The organism is Micromonospora sp. HM134, assembly GCF_007833915.1.
Classification (GTDB): Bacteria; Actinomycetota; Actinomycetes; order Mycobacteriales; family Micromonosporaceae; genus Micromonospora; species Micromonospora wenchangensis.
Genome location: NZ_CP041061.1, coordinates 3,054,929 through 3,070,931, shown reverse-complemented (window position 1 = coordinate 3,070,931; position 16,003 = coordinate 3,054,929). Strand labels below are relative to the sequence as shown.

Here is a 16,003-nt window from a genome sequence, read left to right as displayed (position 1 = left end):
TCGCCTCCCTCTCGTCAGGAATCCCAGATCGCGCCGTACGCGGGCACCCCGCGTTCCTCCATGCCCCGCACCACCTGCCAGGTCAGCGGCCGGTTCGAGATGCAGATGACCGCCTCGGCGTCGTACCGGCGGCACGCCTGCCACGCCAGCCGCAGCATGTCGGGCTTGCCGTCGCGGGCGGTGTCCCACAGCAGCGCGTCGGGCTGGTGGGCGAGGATCTCGTCGACCAGGTCGTCGCCGAAGGTCTCCCGGTGCCGGCGGGCCACCCAGACCAGGTGCGCCGGCACCTGCCCGGCCAGCAGGTGCGGCAGCACCGGGCCGATCCCGCTGCCGGTCGCCACGTACAGCACCCGCCGGAACAGGGTCTCGATGTTGGCCACCCCGGCGGTGCTGATCCCCTTCACCCAGAGCCGCCGCGGCGGGTCGTCGACGAACCGGCCGGTCCAGTCGCCGGCCCGGCTCACGGTCAGCCGGAACCCGCTGCGACCCGGCGTCGGCACGTTGGCGAAGGAGTGCCACTCCCACAGCGGGCTGCGGCTGACCGCGGTGGACGAGCCGGGGAACGGCGTCACGCCGTGGTCGAAGTGGACCAGCGCCACGTGCGACGAGGGACGGTGCACCACCACCGGCACCCGGCGCAACCGCAGCCAGGGCAGGGCGATGCTGACGGTCAGCACCGCGAGCACCACGCCCGGCGCGGAGGTGGCCAGCGCGACCGGCCCGCCGGCCAGGAAACCGGCCTGCGCCCAGAGCAGCAGCAGGGCCGCCCAGCCGCCGAGACGGTGGGTGCGTTCGAACAGGTCGTGCCGGCGGGACCGCACCGGCGGCAGCGCGGTGCCGACGACGGCCAGCAGCAGGACGGCCACCGCGTACCCGGTGACCAGCGCGCCCGTCGGCCCGTCGCCGACGGTCAGCGCGCCGAGCTGGGCGAGGAACCAGCCGGTGCCGGCCAGCGCCGCGCCGACGTGCAGCCCACCGAAGTGGTAGACCTTGCCCAGGGTGGCCCGCACCCGCAGCGGCCACCGGGTGGGTGCCCGGGTGGCCAGCCGGAACAGCAGGTTGATCACGTACTGCTGGCGGATCAGCACGGCCAGCGCGACGTTCGCCAGCGCGACGACACCCAACGCGTCGGCGGCTCCGGGGCCGTGCCACCAGCCGGCGGACAGCCCGTACGCCAGCAGCGCGGCGTTGGTGGCGAGCACCGCCGCGACGAGCCGGTGGTGGTGCATGAACCGGGGCTGGGCCAGGACCCGGCGCAGCGTCGACACCGGCGGGGGAAGTGTGTCGTCGGGGACACCCGCCGGGCCGGTGCGCGACGTCGGCGCGGGTGGCAGGTCGGTGGTGGTCACGCCGCCGCCTCCTCGACGTGGGCCCACTGCCACCGCAGGTCGAGGGCGAGCCTCAGCAGCGCGTCCCGGTCGACCTTGCCCCGGCCGGTCATCGGCAGTTCCGGCAGCGGGTGCACGGCCGCCGGCACGCAGTAGTAGGGCAGCGCGGCGGCCACGGTCTCCCGGCACCGCTGCGGGTCCAGCTCCGCGGGGGCCACGAAGGAGACCAGGTCCCGGTCGGTGACCCGGAGGGTGACCGCGCGCCGGCAGCCCGGCACCGTCTCCAGCACGGTGGAGACCGCGTCCAGCTCCACCCGGAAACCCCGGACCTTCACCTGGTCGTCGGTGCGGCCGAGATGCTCCAGCTCCCCGTCGGCGCGCCAGCGGCCCCGGTCCCGGGTACGGAACATCAGCCGGCCGCCGCCGAGGAACGGGTCCGGGGCGTACCGCTCGGTGTTGAGCGCGTCGTTGTCCAGGTAGCCGGCGGAGACGCAGTCGCCCCCGGCCCACATCTCGCCGACCTCGCCGATGCGGCAGGGCCGTCCGTCGGCGTCGAGGACGTAGACGGTGTTGTTCGGCGTCGGCCGGCCGATGGTCAGCGGCGCGCCCGGCCGGTGCCGGTGCATGGTGTTGACGATGGTGGTCTCGGTCGGCCCGCAGCAGTTGTAGAAGACCCGGCCGGCGGCCCACCGGTCGGCCAGCGGACGCGGGCAGGGCTCCCCCGCCACCGCGACGACCCGCACCCCGGCGCACCGGTCCAGGTCGATCCGGCCGAGCACCGAGGGGGTGGCGATCAGCACGTCGGCTCGGGCGGCGGTGGCGGTGAGGTCCCGGTCGCGCACGAGCAGGGTGCCGCCGTTGGCGAGGCAGCCGAGGATCTCCCAGGCGGCCATGTCGAAGGCGACGTTGAGCAGTTGGGCGACCGTCCGTCCGGGCCGTATCCCCAGGTGGCCCGGGGCGGTGAGCAGGATGTTGGCCACGTTGCCGTGGGTGACGGTGACGCCGTTGGGGGTGCCCGTGGTGCCGGAGGTGAACAGCACGTAGCAGCCGTCGTCGGCGCGTACCGGACGGTCCGGGACGGGGGCGGTGAGGTGCCCGCCGGGCGGCAGCGGCTCGGCCATCATCGCGTCGACCGCGAGCCGGGGCACACCGGGTGACGCCGGCACCGCGTCCAGGGTCGCCGCCGTGGTCAGCAGCACCCGGCAGCGGGCGGTCGAGGCGACCTGGCGCAACTGCGCGGCGGGGGCGATCCGGACGTCCTGCGGGACGTAGGCCGCCCCGGCCTTGAGGGTGGCCAGGATGCCGACCAGCATCGGCAGGGACCGGCTGGTGAACACGCCCACGGTGTCACCGGTGCGCACGCCGAGGGCGACGAGGTGGGCGGCGAGCCGGTTGGCCTGGCGGTCCAGTTCGCGGTAGCCGATCCGTACCCCGAGGTGCTCGGCGGCGACGGCGTCCGGGGTGGTGGCGGCCCACCGGGCGAACGCCTGGTGGATGCGCAGGTCGGGGGCGGGCACCCGGGGGCCCTGGCCGAACCGGTGGAACAGCCGCCGCTCGCGCGGTGGGAGGTGGTCCAGCAGGGCTCCCCGCCAGCCGTCCCGCCCGGCGGGGAGGACGCCGACCGGGTGGGTCGCGGTGTCGTCGGTGGACTGTCGTACGGACATGGGCCGCTCCTGTTCTGACCGGCCGCCCTGCGCGGCGATCGGAATCGATGCTGGTCAATTCAAATGGGAAATCTCTTAGATCCGTCGCGCGGTGGCCGACCGAACGTGCCCCGGTGCCCACCGGTGCACGTTCGGTCGGATCGGAGGGGGCCACGGCGGGCGGGGCGGGTCGGCTCCCGGCCGGCGCGCGGGGTCGACGCGGCGCGGGCCCGGGGTCGACCGGCGCGGGCGACACGACGCCGGGAAACTACGGATTTCGATGTTAACGTTCATCGGAACGCGGCCCGCCCACCGCCGCCTGCGGCACGTCGCCAGCCGGGGCCGTCCGGCCCGACAGGGCATTGGTATGATGTCTGCCGTCGCGGGATCAGCGGCGTCCCGACGGAAAAGCCGCCCCAGATGCGCTCTGGAGTCTCCGTAGGGCATTGACGTTACACAATGGAAACTCTAACGTCTGATGTCTCGACCACGCATACCGGCACCACCCCACCTCCCCACCCAAGGAGGGGTCTCCGTGTCCCGTCCCCCGATCTCCCGACGCTCGCTCCTGGCCGCCCTGGGCCTCACCGGGGCCACCGCCGCCACCGCCGGCCTGATCCGCCCCTCCCCCGCCTCGGCCGCCATCCCCGGCCCCACCAGCTACACCGAGTCGTGGGCCTCGGTCGGCCAGCACCCGGCGGCGGCCGAGTGGTTCCAGGACGCCAAGTTCGGCATCTACTACCACTGGGGCGTCTTCAGCGTTCCCGCGTTCGCCAACGAGTGGTACCCGCGCAACATGTACAACAACGGCTCCGGCGAGAACAACCACCACCGGAGCGTGTACGGCGACCCGTCGGTGTGGCCGTACCACCAGTTCATCACCGGGGCCAACGACCGGTCCGGCCGCTTCGTCCAGTTCGCCCCCCGGCTGCGGTCGGCGGGCGGCAGCTTCGACCCCGACGAGTGGGCGCAGCTGTTCGTCGACGCCGGGGCGCGGTTCGCCGGGCCGGTGGCCGAACACCACGACGGCTTCTCCATGTGGAACAGCCAGGTCAACGAGTGGAACTCCGTCGCCAAGGGACCCCGCCTCGACCTGCTGAAACTGCACACCGACGCGATCCGGGCCCGGGGCCTCAAGGTGCTGGTCGCCATGCACCACGCGTTCAACTTCACCGGCTTCTACCAGTGGGCGCCGCAGCAGTCCGACCCGAGCCTGCGCAAGCTCTACGGCCAACTGGGCACCGCCGCCGAGGAGCAACTCTGGTACGACAAGCTCCGCGAGGTCATCGACCAGGCCCGGCCGGACATCATCTGGCAGGACTTCGACCTGCGGCGGATCAGCGACGCCCAGCGGACGAAGTTCCTGGCGTACTACTACAACCGGGCCGTCGCCTGGGACAGGGAGGTCGTCGCCACCTACAAGGACGGCCTGGAATCCGGCGGCGCGGTCTACGACTACGAGCGCGGCGGACCGGCCGACCTGCGCACCCCCTACTGGCTGACCGACGACAGCATCAGCAGTTCGAGCTGGTGCTACACCACGGGCATCGGCTACTACACGCTCCCCCAGCTGCTGCACTCGCTGATCGACCGGGTCAGCAAGAACGGCAACATGGTGCTCAACATCGCGCCGACGGCCGACGGCACCATCCCGTCCGGGCAGCAGACGATCCTGCGGAGCATCGGCGACTACCTGCGCCGCTTCGGCGAGTCGATCTACGCCACCCGGGCCTGGACCACGTACGGCGAGGGCCCGACCCAGATGGGCGGCGGCTCCTTCACCCAGCCCCGGGCCGGCACCGCCCAGGACATCCGGTTCACCCGCAGCAAGGACAACCGGGTGCTGTACGCGACGGTCCTCGGCTGGCCGGGCAGCTCCGTGACCATCACCACGCTCGCGTCCGGCCGGATCAACCTCGCCTCGCTGACCGGCGTGCAGTTGCTCGACAGCACCGCCGGCAGCTACGTCAACCTGCCCACCCGCACCCAGGACAGCACCGGGCTGCGGGTCACCCTGCCGTCGGCGGGCGCGCCGTTCAGCGCGCCCGCGTACGTGCTGAAACTGACCTTCAGCGGGACGGTCCCGACCCCCGGCGGCGGCCCCGCCACCGCCGGGCCGGTCAGCGTCTACGCCAACACCGGCTACGACACCGGCGTCACCCTGCCGGTCGGCAGCCACACCGCCGCGCAGTTGCAGTCCGCCGGCATCGGGCTGCGCACCATCTCGTCGGTCCGGGTCACCGCCGGTCACCAGCTCGTCGGGTACGCCAACGACGGCTTCTCGGGCACCAGTTGGACGTTCACCGCCGACAACGCCGACCTGCGCAACACCGGCAACAACGACGCCATCGCCTCGCTGCGGGTCACCTTCAACCCGGCGGCGTACCTGCGGATCACCAACGTGACCAACGGCCTGGCGCTGGACGGCGGCGGCAACGTCGCGGCCGGCTCGCCGCTGAAGCAGTGGAGCTGGGACGGCAGCACCAACCTCCAGTGGCAGCTCGTCGACCTGGGCACCGGCTACCACCGGATCGTCAACCGCACCACCGGCATGGTCGTCGACGGCGCCGGCCTCACCAACACCGGGGCCGCCGCCCAGCAGGCGGCCTGGAACGGCGGCACCAGCCAGCAGTGGCAGCTCACCGACCAGGGCAACCGGCGGTACCGGATCGCCAACCGGGCGACCGGCCTGGTGCTCGACGGCGGCGGCCAGGTCGCCTCCGGCGCGACCGTCAAGCAGTGGAGCTGGGACGGCAGCACCAACCTGCTCTGGACCGTCACCACCGCCTGACCCCGCAGTGCGCCACCCGGCGGGTACGGCCGTCACCCCACGGCACGGCCGTACCCGCCGGACCACTCCCGCAGAAACGGAGCGAACACGATGAACCACGGACGTCTGGTGAGCGCGGGGCTGACGGTGCTGCTCGGCGCGACGGTCGCCCTCACCGCCGGCTGCGGTGACCGGGGCGACGGGACCGGCGCGGGCGGCGGCAAGCCGCTCATCGGGGTCGACTACCCCCGCTCGGACACCGACTTCTGGAACTCCTACATCAAGTACGTGCCGCAGTCCGCCGGGGAGTTGGGGGTCGACCTCAAGACCACCAACTCGCAGAACGACATCGCGAACCTCATCTCGAACGCGCAGACCTTCATGAGCCAGGGCGTCAAGGGGGTGGTGATGGCCCCGCAGGACACCGCCGCGATCGCGCCGACCCTGGCCCAGCTGGAGAGCCGCAAGATCCCGGTGGTGACCATCGACACCCGGCCCGACACCGGCAAGGTGTTCATGGTGGTCCGCGCCGACAACCGGGCGTACGGCACCAAGGCCTGCCAGTTCCTGGGCACCAAGCTCGGCGGCCGGGGCAAGGTCGTCATGCTCCAGGGCGGCCTGGACTCGATCAACGGCCGGGACCGCACCGAGGCGTTCAGCGAGTGCATGGGCAAGGAGTTCCCCGGCATCACGGTGTTCGGGGAGGCGACCGACTGGAAGGCCGACGTCGCGGCGTCGAAGTTGCAGACCCGATTCGCGTCCGACCCGGACATCCGGGGCGTCTACATGCAGTCGTCGTTCGCGCTGTCGGGCACCCTGCAGATCCTCAAGCAGCGTGGCCTCCAGGTGCCGCCGACCGACCCGAAGCACGTCTTCGTCGTGTCCAACGACGGCATCCCCGAGGAGCTGAAGAACATCGGCGACGGCCTGATCGACGCCACCGTCAGCCAGCCCGCCGACCTGTACGCCCGCTACGGGCTGGAGTACGCCAAGGCGGCGATCGAGGGCAGGACGTTCCAGCCCGGCCCCACCGACCACGGCAGCACCATCATCCAGGTACGCGACGGCCTGCTGGAGGACCAGCTCCCAGCACCCCTGGTGACCCTGGACGGCGCGCCGATCGCCGGGCAGCCCACGGTGAAGTACGACGACCCCTCGCTGTGGGGCCGGCAGGCATGAGCACCGCCCCGCACCACCCCGGTGGCCCGCCGGACGACCCGGACCGGCCGGTCGTCGAGGCGGTCGACGTCACCAAACGCTTCGGCTCCACGCTCGCCCTGTCCGGAGCGGGGATCATGGTCCGGCGCGGCGAGGCGCACGCCCTGGTGGGCCGCAACGGCGCCGGCAAGTCGACGCTGGTCGGCATCCTGACCGGGTTGCAGGCCGCCGACGACGGGGCGGTCGCCTTCGACGGCCGTCCGGCGCCGCCGCTGGCCGACCGGGACGCCTGGCGGCAGCGGGTGGCCTGCGTCTACCAGAAGTCGACGATCATCCCTGCCCTCACCGTGGCGGAGAACCTGTTCCTCAACCGGCACGCCCGCTCCCGCGCCGGCCTGATCCGCTGGTCGAGCCTGCGGCGGGAGGCGGAGCACCTGCTGGCGCAGTGGTCGGTCGACGTCGACGTCCGGCAACCGGCCGCGACGCTCTCGGTCGAGCAGCGGCAGTTCGTGGAGATCGCCCGGGCGTTGTCCTTCGGCGCCCGGTTCATCGTCCTCGACGAACCGACCGCCCAGCTCGACGCCGCCGGCATCGACCGGCTGTTCACCCGGGTCCGGGACCTGCGGGCGCAGGGGGTGACGTTCCTGTTCATCAGCCACCACCTCCAGGAGATCTACGACCTGTGCGACCGGGTGACGGTCTTCCGCGACGCCCGGCACATCCTCACCGCCCCGGTCGCCGGGTTGAGCCGGCAGGCACTGGTCGCCGCGATGACCGGCGAGGACGTGAGCATGCCGGAGGCCGACCACCGGCCACCGGCGTCCGACGCGCCGGTGCTGCTGTCGGTGCGGGACCTGGTCACCGCGTCCGGGGCCCGGCTGTCGGTGCGGGCCCGGGCGGGCGAGGTGGTCGGCATCGCCGGTGGTGGCGGCAGCGGCAAGGTAGAGGCCGCCGAGGCGGTCGTCGGTCTCGCCCGGCCGGTGGCCGGGTCGGTCACCCTCGCCGGTCGGGTGCTGCGGCCGGGCAGCGTGCCCGACGCCCTCGCCGCCGGGGTGGGGCTGGTGCCGCAGGACCGGCACCGGGAGGGCCTGGTGCCGGCGCTGTCGATCGCGGAGAACGTCACGATGACCGTGCCGGAGCGGGTCGGGCGTCACGGTCTGATCTCCCCGGCCCGCCGGGACGCCCTGGCCCGGAAGACGATCGCCGCGCTGGCGATCAAGGCGTCCGGGCCGCAGACGCCGGTGGCCGACCTGTCCGGGGGCAACCAGCAGAAGGTCGTGATGGGTCGGGCGTTGGCCAACGATCCCCGGCTGCTGGTACTGATCACGCCCACCGCCGGGGTCGACGTACGGTCCAAGCAGACCCTGCTCGGCGTCGTCGAGGACGTACGCCGCCGGGGCGCCGCCGTGCTGGTGGTCTCCGACGAACTGGACGACCTGCGCATCTGCGACCGGGTGCTGGTGATGTTCCAGGGCCGGGTGGTCGCCGAGATGGCCCACGGCTGGAGCGACAACGATCTGGTAGCCGCCATGGAAGGGGTGGACCTCCACCATGTCTGACACGCTGTCCACCGGCACGGTGCCGGCGTCGGCACCCCCGCCGACCCGCCCGTCGTCGCGGCACCTGGCCGTCGCCCGGCTGCGGGACCTGGCGCTGGTGCCGGCCATCGTCGCGGTGGCGATCGTCGGGTGGATCATCAGCCCGGTCTTCCTCAGCACCGACAACATCCTCAACGTGCTGCAGAGCATGTCGGAGATCGCCATCCTGGTGCTGGCCCAGACCATCGTGCTGATCACCGGCAAGATGGACCTGTCGCTGGAGTCCACCTTCGGGCTCGCCCCGGGCATCGCCGCCTGGCTGGTCGTCGACCCGGAGCTGACCCGGGGGCTGGGGCTCGGCCTGCTCCCGGACGCCTGGGCGGTGCCGGTGGTGCTGCTCGTCGGGGCGCTGGTCGGGGCGTTCAACGGGCTGCTCATCGTCCGGTTCGGCCTCAACGGCTTCATCGTGACGCTGGGCATGCTGATCATCCTGCGCGGCCTGCTCACCGGCATCTCCGGCGGGCAGACGTTCTTCGCGCTGCCCGGGTCGATGACGTACCTCGGCTCGACGAGCTGGTTCGGGGTGCCGGCCTCGATCTGGGTGTCGCTGCTGCTGTTCGCCGCCGGGATCGTGGTGCTCGGCCACACCCGCGCCGGCCGCGCCCTGTACGCCATCGGCGGCAACGCCGACGCGGCCCGCGCCGCCGGCATCCGCACCGACCGGGTGCTGTGGGTCGCGCTGGTCGTGGCCAGTGTGCTCGCCGCCCTGGCCGGGCTGCTGATCAGCGGCCGGCTGGCGGCGGTGCCGGCGGCCCAGGGCGACGGCGCGATCTTCCAGGTGTTCGCGGCGGCGGTGATCGGCGGGGTCAGCCTCAACGGCGGCCGGGGCAGCGTCTTCGGCGCGTTCACCGGCGTCCTGCTGCTCTTCATGATCATCAACGTGTTGACCCTGGCCGGGGTGCCCGCGCAGTGGACGAACTTCCTCAACGGCGCGGTCATCCTCGTCGCCCTGGTGGTCTCCCGCATCACCGGCGGCAAGGCGCAGACCTGAACCGGCCCCCCGGCCGGACCCCGCGCGACCCGCCCACGAGGCGGGCCGCCGACGCCCCCGATCCCCTCAACCAGGAGTTCCGTTGACTGAGCGCATCACCTCGGTGGACACGATCGACGTCCGCTTCCCCACCTCCGTGCACCGCGACGGGTCGGACGCGATGAACCCGTTCCCCGACTACTCGGCCGCGTACGTCGTCCTGCGGACCTCGGCGGACGCCGAGGGACACGGGCTGGTCTTCACCGTGGGACGCGGCACCGAGATCCAGGTCGCCGCCGTGCGGTCGCTGGCCGCGATGGTCGTCGGCCAGCCCGTCGACGAGCTGACCGCCGACCCCGGGGCGCTGGCCCGGCGACTCGTCGGCGACAGCCAGATCCGCTGGCTCGGCCCGGCCAAGGGGGTCGTGCACATGGCCGCCGGTGGCCTGGTCAACGCGGTGTGGGACCTCGCCGCCCGGCGGGCCGGCAAGCCACTGTGGAAGCTGCTGGCCGACCTCACCCCGGAACAGCTCGTCGCCCAGGTCGACTTCCGCTACCTGCGCGACGCCCTCACCGAGGACGAGGCGCTGGCCCTGTTGCGGCGGGCCGCCGACGGCCGGGCCGAGCGGGAACAGCGGCTGCGTGCCGAGGGCTACCCGGCTTACACCACCACGCCGGGATGGTTGGGCTACGACGACGAGAAGCTGGCCCGGCTCTGCGCGGAGGCGGTCCGCGACGGCTACCGGCTGATCAAACTCAAGGTCGGCGGCGACCTGGCCGACGACGTACGCCGGATGGGCATCGCCCGGCAGGCCGTCGGGCCGCAGGTGCGCCTCGCGGTCGACGCGAACCAGATCTGGGGTGTGCCCGAGGCGATCGGGTGGATGCGGGAGCTGGCCGCGTTCGACCCGTACTGGATCGAGGAGCCGACGTCGCCCGACGACGTCCTCGGGCACGCCGCCGTCCGCAAGGCGCTCAGCCCGATCCGGGTCGCCACCGGCGAGCACGTGCACAACGCGGTGGTGTTCAAGCAGCTGCTCCAGGCCGACGCCGTCGACGTGGTGCAGATCGACGCCTGCCGGGTCGCCGGGGTCAACGAGAACCTGGCGATCCTGCTGCTCGCCGCGCGGTTCGGGGTGCCGGTCTGCCCGCACGCCGGCGGGGTGGGGCTGTGCGAACTGGTGCAGCACCTGGCGATGTTCGACTTCGTCGCGGTCAGCGGCAGCACCGAGGACCGGGCCATCGAGTACGTCGACCACCTGCACGACCACTTCGTCGACCCGGTCCGGGTCACCGGCGGGCGGTACCTGGCCCCCACCACCCCGGGCATGAGCGGGCAGATCCGGCCCGAGTCCCTGGCCGCGTACCGGTTCCCGGACGGCCCGCAGTGGGCCGACGCCGCAGCGACCCCGGGCCCGGTGACGGCGTGATCATCGACGCGCACCACCACCTGTGGCGGCCCGAACGCGGGTACACCTGGCTGGACGCGCCCGAGCTGGCGGCCATCCGGCGGCCGTTCACCCCGGCGGACCTGACCGCCGAACTCGCCGCCGCCGGGGTCACCGGCACCGTGCTCGTCGAGGGCGGGCGCTGCCGTCCCGACGAGGCGGCCGAGTTCCTCGGCTACGCCGCCGACACCGCGCCGATCCTGGCGGTGGTGGCCTGGCTCGACGTCGCCGCCGCCGACGTGGCCGCCACCGTGGCCCGCTACCGCCGGCTGCGCGGCGGCGGGTACCTGGCCGGGGTGCGCTCCCAGGTGCAGGGCGAGGCGGACCCGGACTACCTGGACCGGCCGGACGTGCGTCGCGGGCTCGCCGCGCTCGCCGACGCCGGGCTCGCGTTCGACCTGGTCATCCGCGCCGACCAGCTACCGGCTGCCGCGCGGGCGGCCCGCGCGGTGCCGCAGTTGCGGTTCGTCCTGGACCACCTGGGCAAACCCCGCATCGACGCGGGCGACGCGGGCCTGCGCAGCTGGCGCGGCCCGCTGGCCGCCCTCGCCGCCAACCCCAACGTCACCGCGAAGCTGTCCGGCCTGGTCACCGAGGCCGCCCCGACATGGACGCCGGACGACCTGCGGCCGTTCGTCGCGGTGGCCGTCGCCGAGTTCGGCGCACAGCGGCTGATGTTCGGCTCGGACTGGCCGGTCTGCCTGCTCCGGTCGGACTACGCCGGGGTGCTGCGGGCGTTGACGGCCGCGCTGCCGCCGCTGTCGGACCGGGAACACCGGGAGATCCTCGCCGGCACCGCCGTCCGCACCTACGGCCTGGCGGAGCGGGCCGGCGCGGCCCACCCGGCGGGGCCGGCGTGACGCCGGCCGGGTCAGGCGGCCCCCGCCTTGGCGGCCAGCACCGTGCGCAGCCACGCCTCGGAGGTGTTGACGTGCATCAACGCGCTCGCCTGGGCGAGCAGTTGGTCCCGCGAGCGCAGCGCGCGGTAGATCGCGTGGTGCTCGTCGATGGTGGTGTGCGCCGAGTTGCCCTCGATCAGCCCGCGCCACACCCGGGCCCGCAGGGTACGGCTGGACAACCCGTCCAGCAGCGAGGTGAGGGTCTCGTTGCCGGTGGTGGCGACGACGGTGTGGTGGAACGCCGTGTCGAACCGGATCAGCTTCTCGGCGTCGTCGGCCGCCGCCCGCATCTCCTCCAGGATGCCGCCGAGGTCGTCGAGCTGGGCCTCGGTCATCCGCAGCGCCGCCAGCCCGGTGGCCATCGGTTCCAGCAGCCGGCGCACCTCCATGACCTCCAGCAGGGTGTCGTCGCGCAGCAGTTCCACCGCGACCCCCAGCCCCTCCAGCAGCAGCCGGGGGGCGAGGCTGGTGACGTACGTGCCGTCGCCGCGGCGTACGTCGAGCACCCGGGCCGATTCGAGGACCTTCACCGCCTCCCGGACCCCGCTGCGCGACAGGCCCATCTGCTCGGCGAGCTGCGGCTCGGGGGGCAGCCGGGCACCCGGCGGCAGCTCGCCGCTCTGGACCATGCTCCGGATCTTGGCGATCGCGTCGTCGGTCAGTGCCATCACGTCCCCCTCCGGCCGGCCCGTCGCGCGTCGTCCCGACCGCTGCGGCTGGGGCGGCCGACGGCGACCCCCACCAATATAGAGACATCCGATGTTTTCGCTGACGGCGGTCGTCGCGCCGCCGCCCACCGCCGTTGGCCGGCGGCCACCACCCCCACCGGAAAGGCGTGACGTGCACCGCTACGGCTGGCTGATCCGGCTCCGACCGGAGCACCGCGAAACCTATCTCCGCCTGCACGCCGCCGTCTGGCCGGACGTCGAACGGACGCTGCGCGCGGCGAACATCCGCAACTACAGCATCTTCCTGCACGGCGACCTGCTCTTCGGCTACTACGAGTACGTCGGCGAGGACCACGACGCCGACCAGCGGCGCATCGCCGCCGACCCCCGGACGCAGGAGTGGTGGACGGTGACCGACCCGTGCCAGGAGTCGGTCGCCGAAGCCGGCTCGGGGCACTGGTGGGCGCCGATGCGGGAGGTCTGGCACCTGTCCGAGGAGGAGTCGTGAACCACAGCGCGCACTACGTCGGCGACCACACCTTCGTCGTCGAGCGGACCGCCGTCGTACCGCCCGGCCCCGGCCAGGTGCGCATCGACGTCGCGTACACCGGGATCTGCGGCACCGACCTGCACGTGGCGCACGGCGCGATGGACCAGCGGGTCCGGGTGCCGGCGGTGATCGGCCACGAGATGTCCGGACGCATCGCCGAGGTCGGCCCCGGGGTGCAGGGGCACCGGGTGGGCGACCCGGTGACCGTGATGCCGCTGGACTGGTGCGGCGACTGCCCCGCCTGCCGGGCCGGCAACAGCCACATCTGCCACCGGCTCACCTTCATCGGCATCGACTCCCCCGGCGCGATGCAGCGCTCGTGGACGGTGCCCGCGCGGATCGTGGTGCCGCTGCCCGCGGACCTGCCGCTGACCCACGCCGCGCTGATCGAGCCGACCGCCGTCGCCGTGCACGACGTACGCCGGTCCCGGCTGACCGCCGGGGAACACGCGGTGGTCGTCGGCGCCGGGCCGGTCGGCCTGCTCATCGGGACGGTCGCCCGGGCCACCGGGGCCGAGGTGACGGTGCTCGAACTCGACCCGCGCCGCCGGGCCCTCGCCACCGAACTCGGGCTACGCACCGTCGACCCGGCGACGGTGGACGTCGCCCGGCACGTGCACGAGACGACCGGCGGGGCCGGGGCGGCCGTGGCGTTCGAGGTGTCCGGGTCCGCCGCCGGGGTCCGCACCGCGACCGACCTGCTCGCCGCACGCGGCCGGCTGGTCGTCGTGGCGATCCACCCCACCCCCCGGGAGGTGGACCTGCACCGCGTCTTCTGGCGGGAACTGGAGCTGATCGGGGTGCGGGTGTACGAACGGGAGGACTACACCGAGGCCGTCCGGCTGGTGCACGGCGGACAGGTGCCCGCCGGGCGGCTGATCACCCGGGTCGTGCCGTTGCCCGAGGTGGCCGAGGCGTTCCGGGCGCTCGCCGCCGGCGGCGAGGTGAAGATCCTCGTCGACTGCGGCGCCACCGGGTGAGCCCCGGGCGGCCGGCCCCGGCCGGTCCGCCGTCGACCGGACCGGGGTCGACTTTGGTCCGGACCGGGGTCGACTTTGGCCGGGGCGGGATCGACCTTGGCCGGGGCGGGGACCGACCCGTAGGCGATGCGCCGTCGGGGGCCGCCCTGGGAGATTGACGCCATGCCGACCACCAGGGCCGAACCCGGACGACTCCGGCGGGCCAGCACCAGTCCGGCGCTGCTCGTCCTGCTCGTCGCCCCGTTCTTCGGTGAGGGCCTGTCGGGGTCCAGCCCACCGGGGGACCTGCTGCTGCCCTGGCACCTCGCCTACATGGTCGCCCTGTACGGCTGCGGGGCGCTGGTCTGCCGCGAACTCGCCCACCGGTCCGGCCTGGGGTTCACCGGCCTGGTCCTGCTCGGCGTCGGCTACGCCGTGTGGGAGGAGGCGCTCGTCGACCGGTACTGGTTCGACCCCCGGTTCTGGGCGGACTCCGGCGTCGGCGGCTACAGCGTCGTGTGGCACACCAACCTGCTGCTCGCGGCCCACCTCACGGTGTTCCACACGGCGGTCAGCGTCGGCGCGTCCGTCCTCGTCGTCGAGTGGTTCGTTCCCCGGGCGCGGCACCGTCGGTGGGTCGGCCGGCCGGGGCTCGTCGTCGCGGGTCTGGTGCTCGCGGTGACCCCGGTGGTCTACGGCGAGTTCGACCGGCGTCCGCCGGCCGGCGTCCTCGTGGCCTCCGGGGCGCTGCTCGCCGCAGTCGTGGCGACCGCCTTCCTGGTGGGCCGCCGCCGACCGCCGGACGCCGCCCGACCCGCCGGTGACCCGACCCGACCGCGGCGGGGGCTGGTGCTGCTCGTGGCCGGCTGCGCGTGCGCGCACTGGTTCCTGACCTACACGGTCGCGCAGACCGCCGTGCCCTGGCCCGCCGGGGTGGCGCTGGCGCTGCTGCCCGTCGCCGCCGGACTGTTCCTGGTCCGGCGGCTCGCGGTGACCGGCCCGTACGGTGCCGACGGGGTCCGGGTGGTGGTCGGCCTGCTCGTGTTCCTCGTGCTCCTCGACCTACTGGTCGCCCTGGTCGGCCGCTACGACATGGTCCTCGCAGCGCTCGTCGCCGGCTGGCTCGCCCGCCGGCTGTACACCCGGCGGGCGTCGTACGGGACCGTGCCGGCCGGACCGACCGTGTGATGATCAGCGGGTGCGGGTGGTGCTGGCGACCGACGCGGGACACCCCGGGCGGGCCAACGAGGATTTCGTCGGGGCGGTGCCGGCCGGCCTGGTGCTGGTCGACGGCGCGGGCGGCATCCCGGGGGCCGGGGAGTTCTGCCGGCACGGCGTGGCCTGGTACGCCCGGCGGCTCGGCGGCGCGCTGCTGGGCGGGCTGTCGACGGGCGGGAGCCTGCGGGAGGTGCTGGCCGGGGCGATCACGCAGGTCACCGACGCGCACCGGGGCAGCTGCGACGTCACCCACCCGAGCAGCCCGCACGCGGCCGTGGCGGTGCTGCGGTGCTCCGGCGGGCTGGTCGAGCACCTGGTCCTCGGGGACGTGGTGGCGGTCGTCGGCCGGGTGGCCGGCGGGCCGCTCGTCGCCCACGACCCGCGCGAGGTGGTGATCGCCCGGTCCTTCGAGCGGCGGCTGGTGGGCGTCGCCGAGGGCAGCGGGGAGCACCGGCGGTTGCTGGCCGAACTGCGGGGGCACCGGAACGCCCCGGGCGGGTTCTGGGTGGCCAAGGACGACCCACGGGTGGTCGACGAGGCGGTCACCGGCGACTGCCCGGCGGGTGAGGTGACGGTGGCGGCGCTGCTGAGCAACGGGGCGAGCCGGCTCGTGGACACCTTCGGCCTCACCGACTGGGCGGGCCTGCTGCGCCTGCTGGACACCGCCGGACCCGCCGGGATCATCCGGCGGGTCCGGGAGGCCGAGGCCCGGCACGGGGTCGCCACCGACGACGCGACGGTGGCCGGGTGGCGCGCGACGGGACCGTCCGCCGACGGCTGACCCGCGGCGCGGAA

The 16,003-nt window shown here is 73.8% G+C and carries 13 protein-coding genes; 10 read left to right on the top strand and 3 right to left on the bottom strand.

The window, feature by feature from the left end:
- Positions 1-14: 14 nt before the first annotated feature.
- Together FJK98_RS13450 and FJK98_RS13445 are read right to left on the bottom strand one after the other, a co-directional pair.
- Positions 15-1,349: a hypothetical protein gene (locus tag FJK98_RS13450; protein ID WP_145919316.1), complete on the bottom strand. Its 1,335-nt coding sequence runs from the start codon at positions 1,347-1,349 to the stop codon at positions 15-17.
- Positions 1,346-2,992: an amino acid adenylation domain-containing protein gene (locus tag FJK98_RS13445; RefSeq protein WP_240762819.1), complete on the bottom strand. Its 1,647-nt coding sequence runs from the start codon at positions 2,990-2,992 to the stop codon at positions 1,346-1,348. The genes FJK98_RS13450 and FJK98_RS13445 overlap by 4 nt, the downstream gene beginning before the upstream one ends.
- Positions 2,993-3,506: 514 nt before the next feature.
- Here FJK98_RS13445 and FJK98_RS13440 point away from each other — a divergent pair.
- The 6 genes from FJK98_RS13440 to FJK98_RS13415 all read left to right on the top strand — a co-directional run bounded on the left by FJK98_RS13440 (position 3,507) and on the right by FJK98_RS13415 (position 11,774).
- Positions 3,507-5,762 carry an alpha-L-fucosidase gene (locus tag FJK98_RS13440; RefSeq protein ID WP_205789440.1) on the top strand — a complete coding sequence of 752 codons (2,256 nt, stop codon included), beginning with the start codon at positions 3,507-3,509 and terminating at the stop codon, positions 5,760-5,762.
- A gap of 90 nt (positions 5,763-5,852) precedes the next feature.
- The gene (locus FJK98_RS13435) at positions 5,853-6,920 is read left to right on the top strand and encodes a sugar ABC transporter substrate-binding protein (protein WP_145919314.1); all 1,068 of its coding nucleotides are present in this window, start codon (positions 5,853-5,855) and stop codon (positions 6,918-6,920) included.
- Positions 6,917-8,458: a sugar ABC transporter ATP-binding protein gene (locus FJK98_RS13430; RefSeq protein ID WP_145919313.1), complete on the top strand. Its 1,542-nt coding sequence runs from the start codon at positions 6,917-6,919 to the stop codon at positions 8,456-8,458. The genes FJK98_RS13435 and FJK98_RS13430 overlap by 4 nt, the downstream gene beginning before the upstream one ends.
- Positions 8,451-9,488 (top strand): ABC transporter permease, encoded by a 1,038-nt coding sequence (locus FJK98_RS13425; RefSeq protein ID WP_145919312.1) that lies wholly within the window; start codon positions 8,451-8,453, stop codon positions 9,486-9,488. The genes FJK98_RS13430 and FJK98_RS13425 overlap by 8 nt, the downstream gene beginning before the upstream one ends.
- Before the next feature lie 82 nt (positions 9,489-9,570).
- Complete coding sequence (locus FJK98_RS13420; protein WP_145919311.1) at positions 9,571-10,896, top strand: enolase C-terminal domain-like protein; 1,326 nt, start codon at positions 9,571-9,573, stop codon at positions 10,894-10,896.
- A complete protein-coding gene (locus FJK98_RS13415) occupies positions 10,893-11,774 on the top strand; it encodes an amidohydrolase (protein ID WP_145919310.1) in 882 nt (293 codons plus the stop codon). Before FJK98_RS13420 ends, FJK98_RS13415 begins: the two co-directional genes overlap by 4 nt.
- 11 nt (positions 11,775-11,785) lie before the next feature.
- Here FJK98_RS13415 and FJK98_RS13410 read toward each other — a convergent pair whose 3' ends face one another.
- Complete coding sequence (locus FJK98_RS13410) at positions 11,786-12,481, bottom strand: FadR/GntR family transcriptional regulator (RefSeq protein ID WP_145919309.1); 696 nt, start codon at positions 12,479-12,481, stop codon at positions 11,786-11,788.
- 91 nt (positions 12,482-12,572) lie between these two features.
- Here FJK98_RS13410 and FJK98_RS13405 point away from each other — a divergent pair, with 91 nt between their 5' ends.
- From FJK98_RS13405 to FJK98_RS13390, 4 genes are all read left to right on the top strand, one after another.
- The gene (locus FJK98_RS13405; RefSeq protein WP_145919308.1) at positions 12,573-12,989 is read left to right on the top strand and encodes an L-rhamnose mutarotase; all 417 of its coding nucleotides are present in this window, start codon (positions 12,573-12,575) and stop codon (positions 12,987-12,989) included.
- Positions 12,986-14,011 carry a zinc-binding dehydrogenase gene (locus tag FJK98_RS13400; RefSeq protein WP_145919307.1) on the top strand — a complete coding sequence of 342 codons (1,026 nt, stop codon included), beginning with the start codon at positions 12,986-12,988 and terminating at the stop codon, positions 14,009-14,011. The genes FJK98_RS13405 and FJK98_RS13400 overlap by 4 nt, the downstream gene beginning before the upstream one ends.
- Before the next feature lie 162 nt (positions 14,012-14,173).
- Entirely contained in the window at positions 14,174-15,178 is a 1,005-nt protein-coding gene (locus tag FJK98_RS13395) for a hypothetical protein (protein ID WP_240762817.1), read from the top strand.
- A 10-nt stretch (positions 15,179-15,188) separates the two neighbouring features.
- On the top strand, positions 15,189-15,989 hold the full coding sequence (locus FJK98_RS13390; RefSeq protein ID WP_240762815.1) for a hypothetical protein: 801 nt from the start codon (positions 15,189-15,191) through the stop codon (positions 15,987-15,989).
- Positions 15,990-16,003 lie beyond the last annotated feature (14 nt).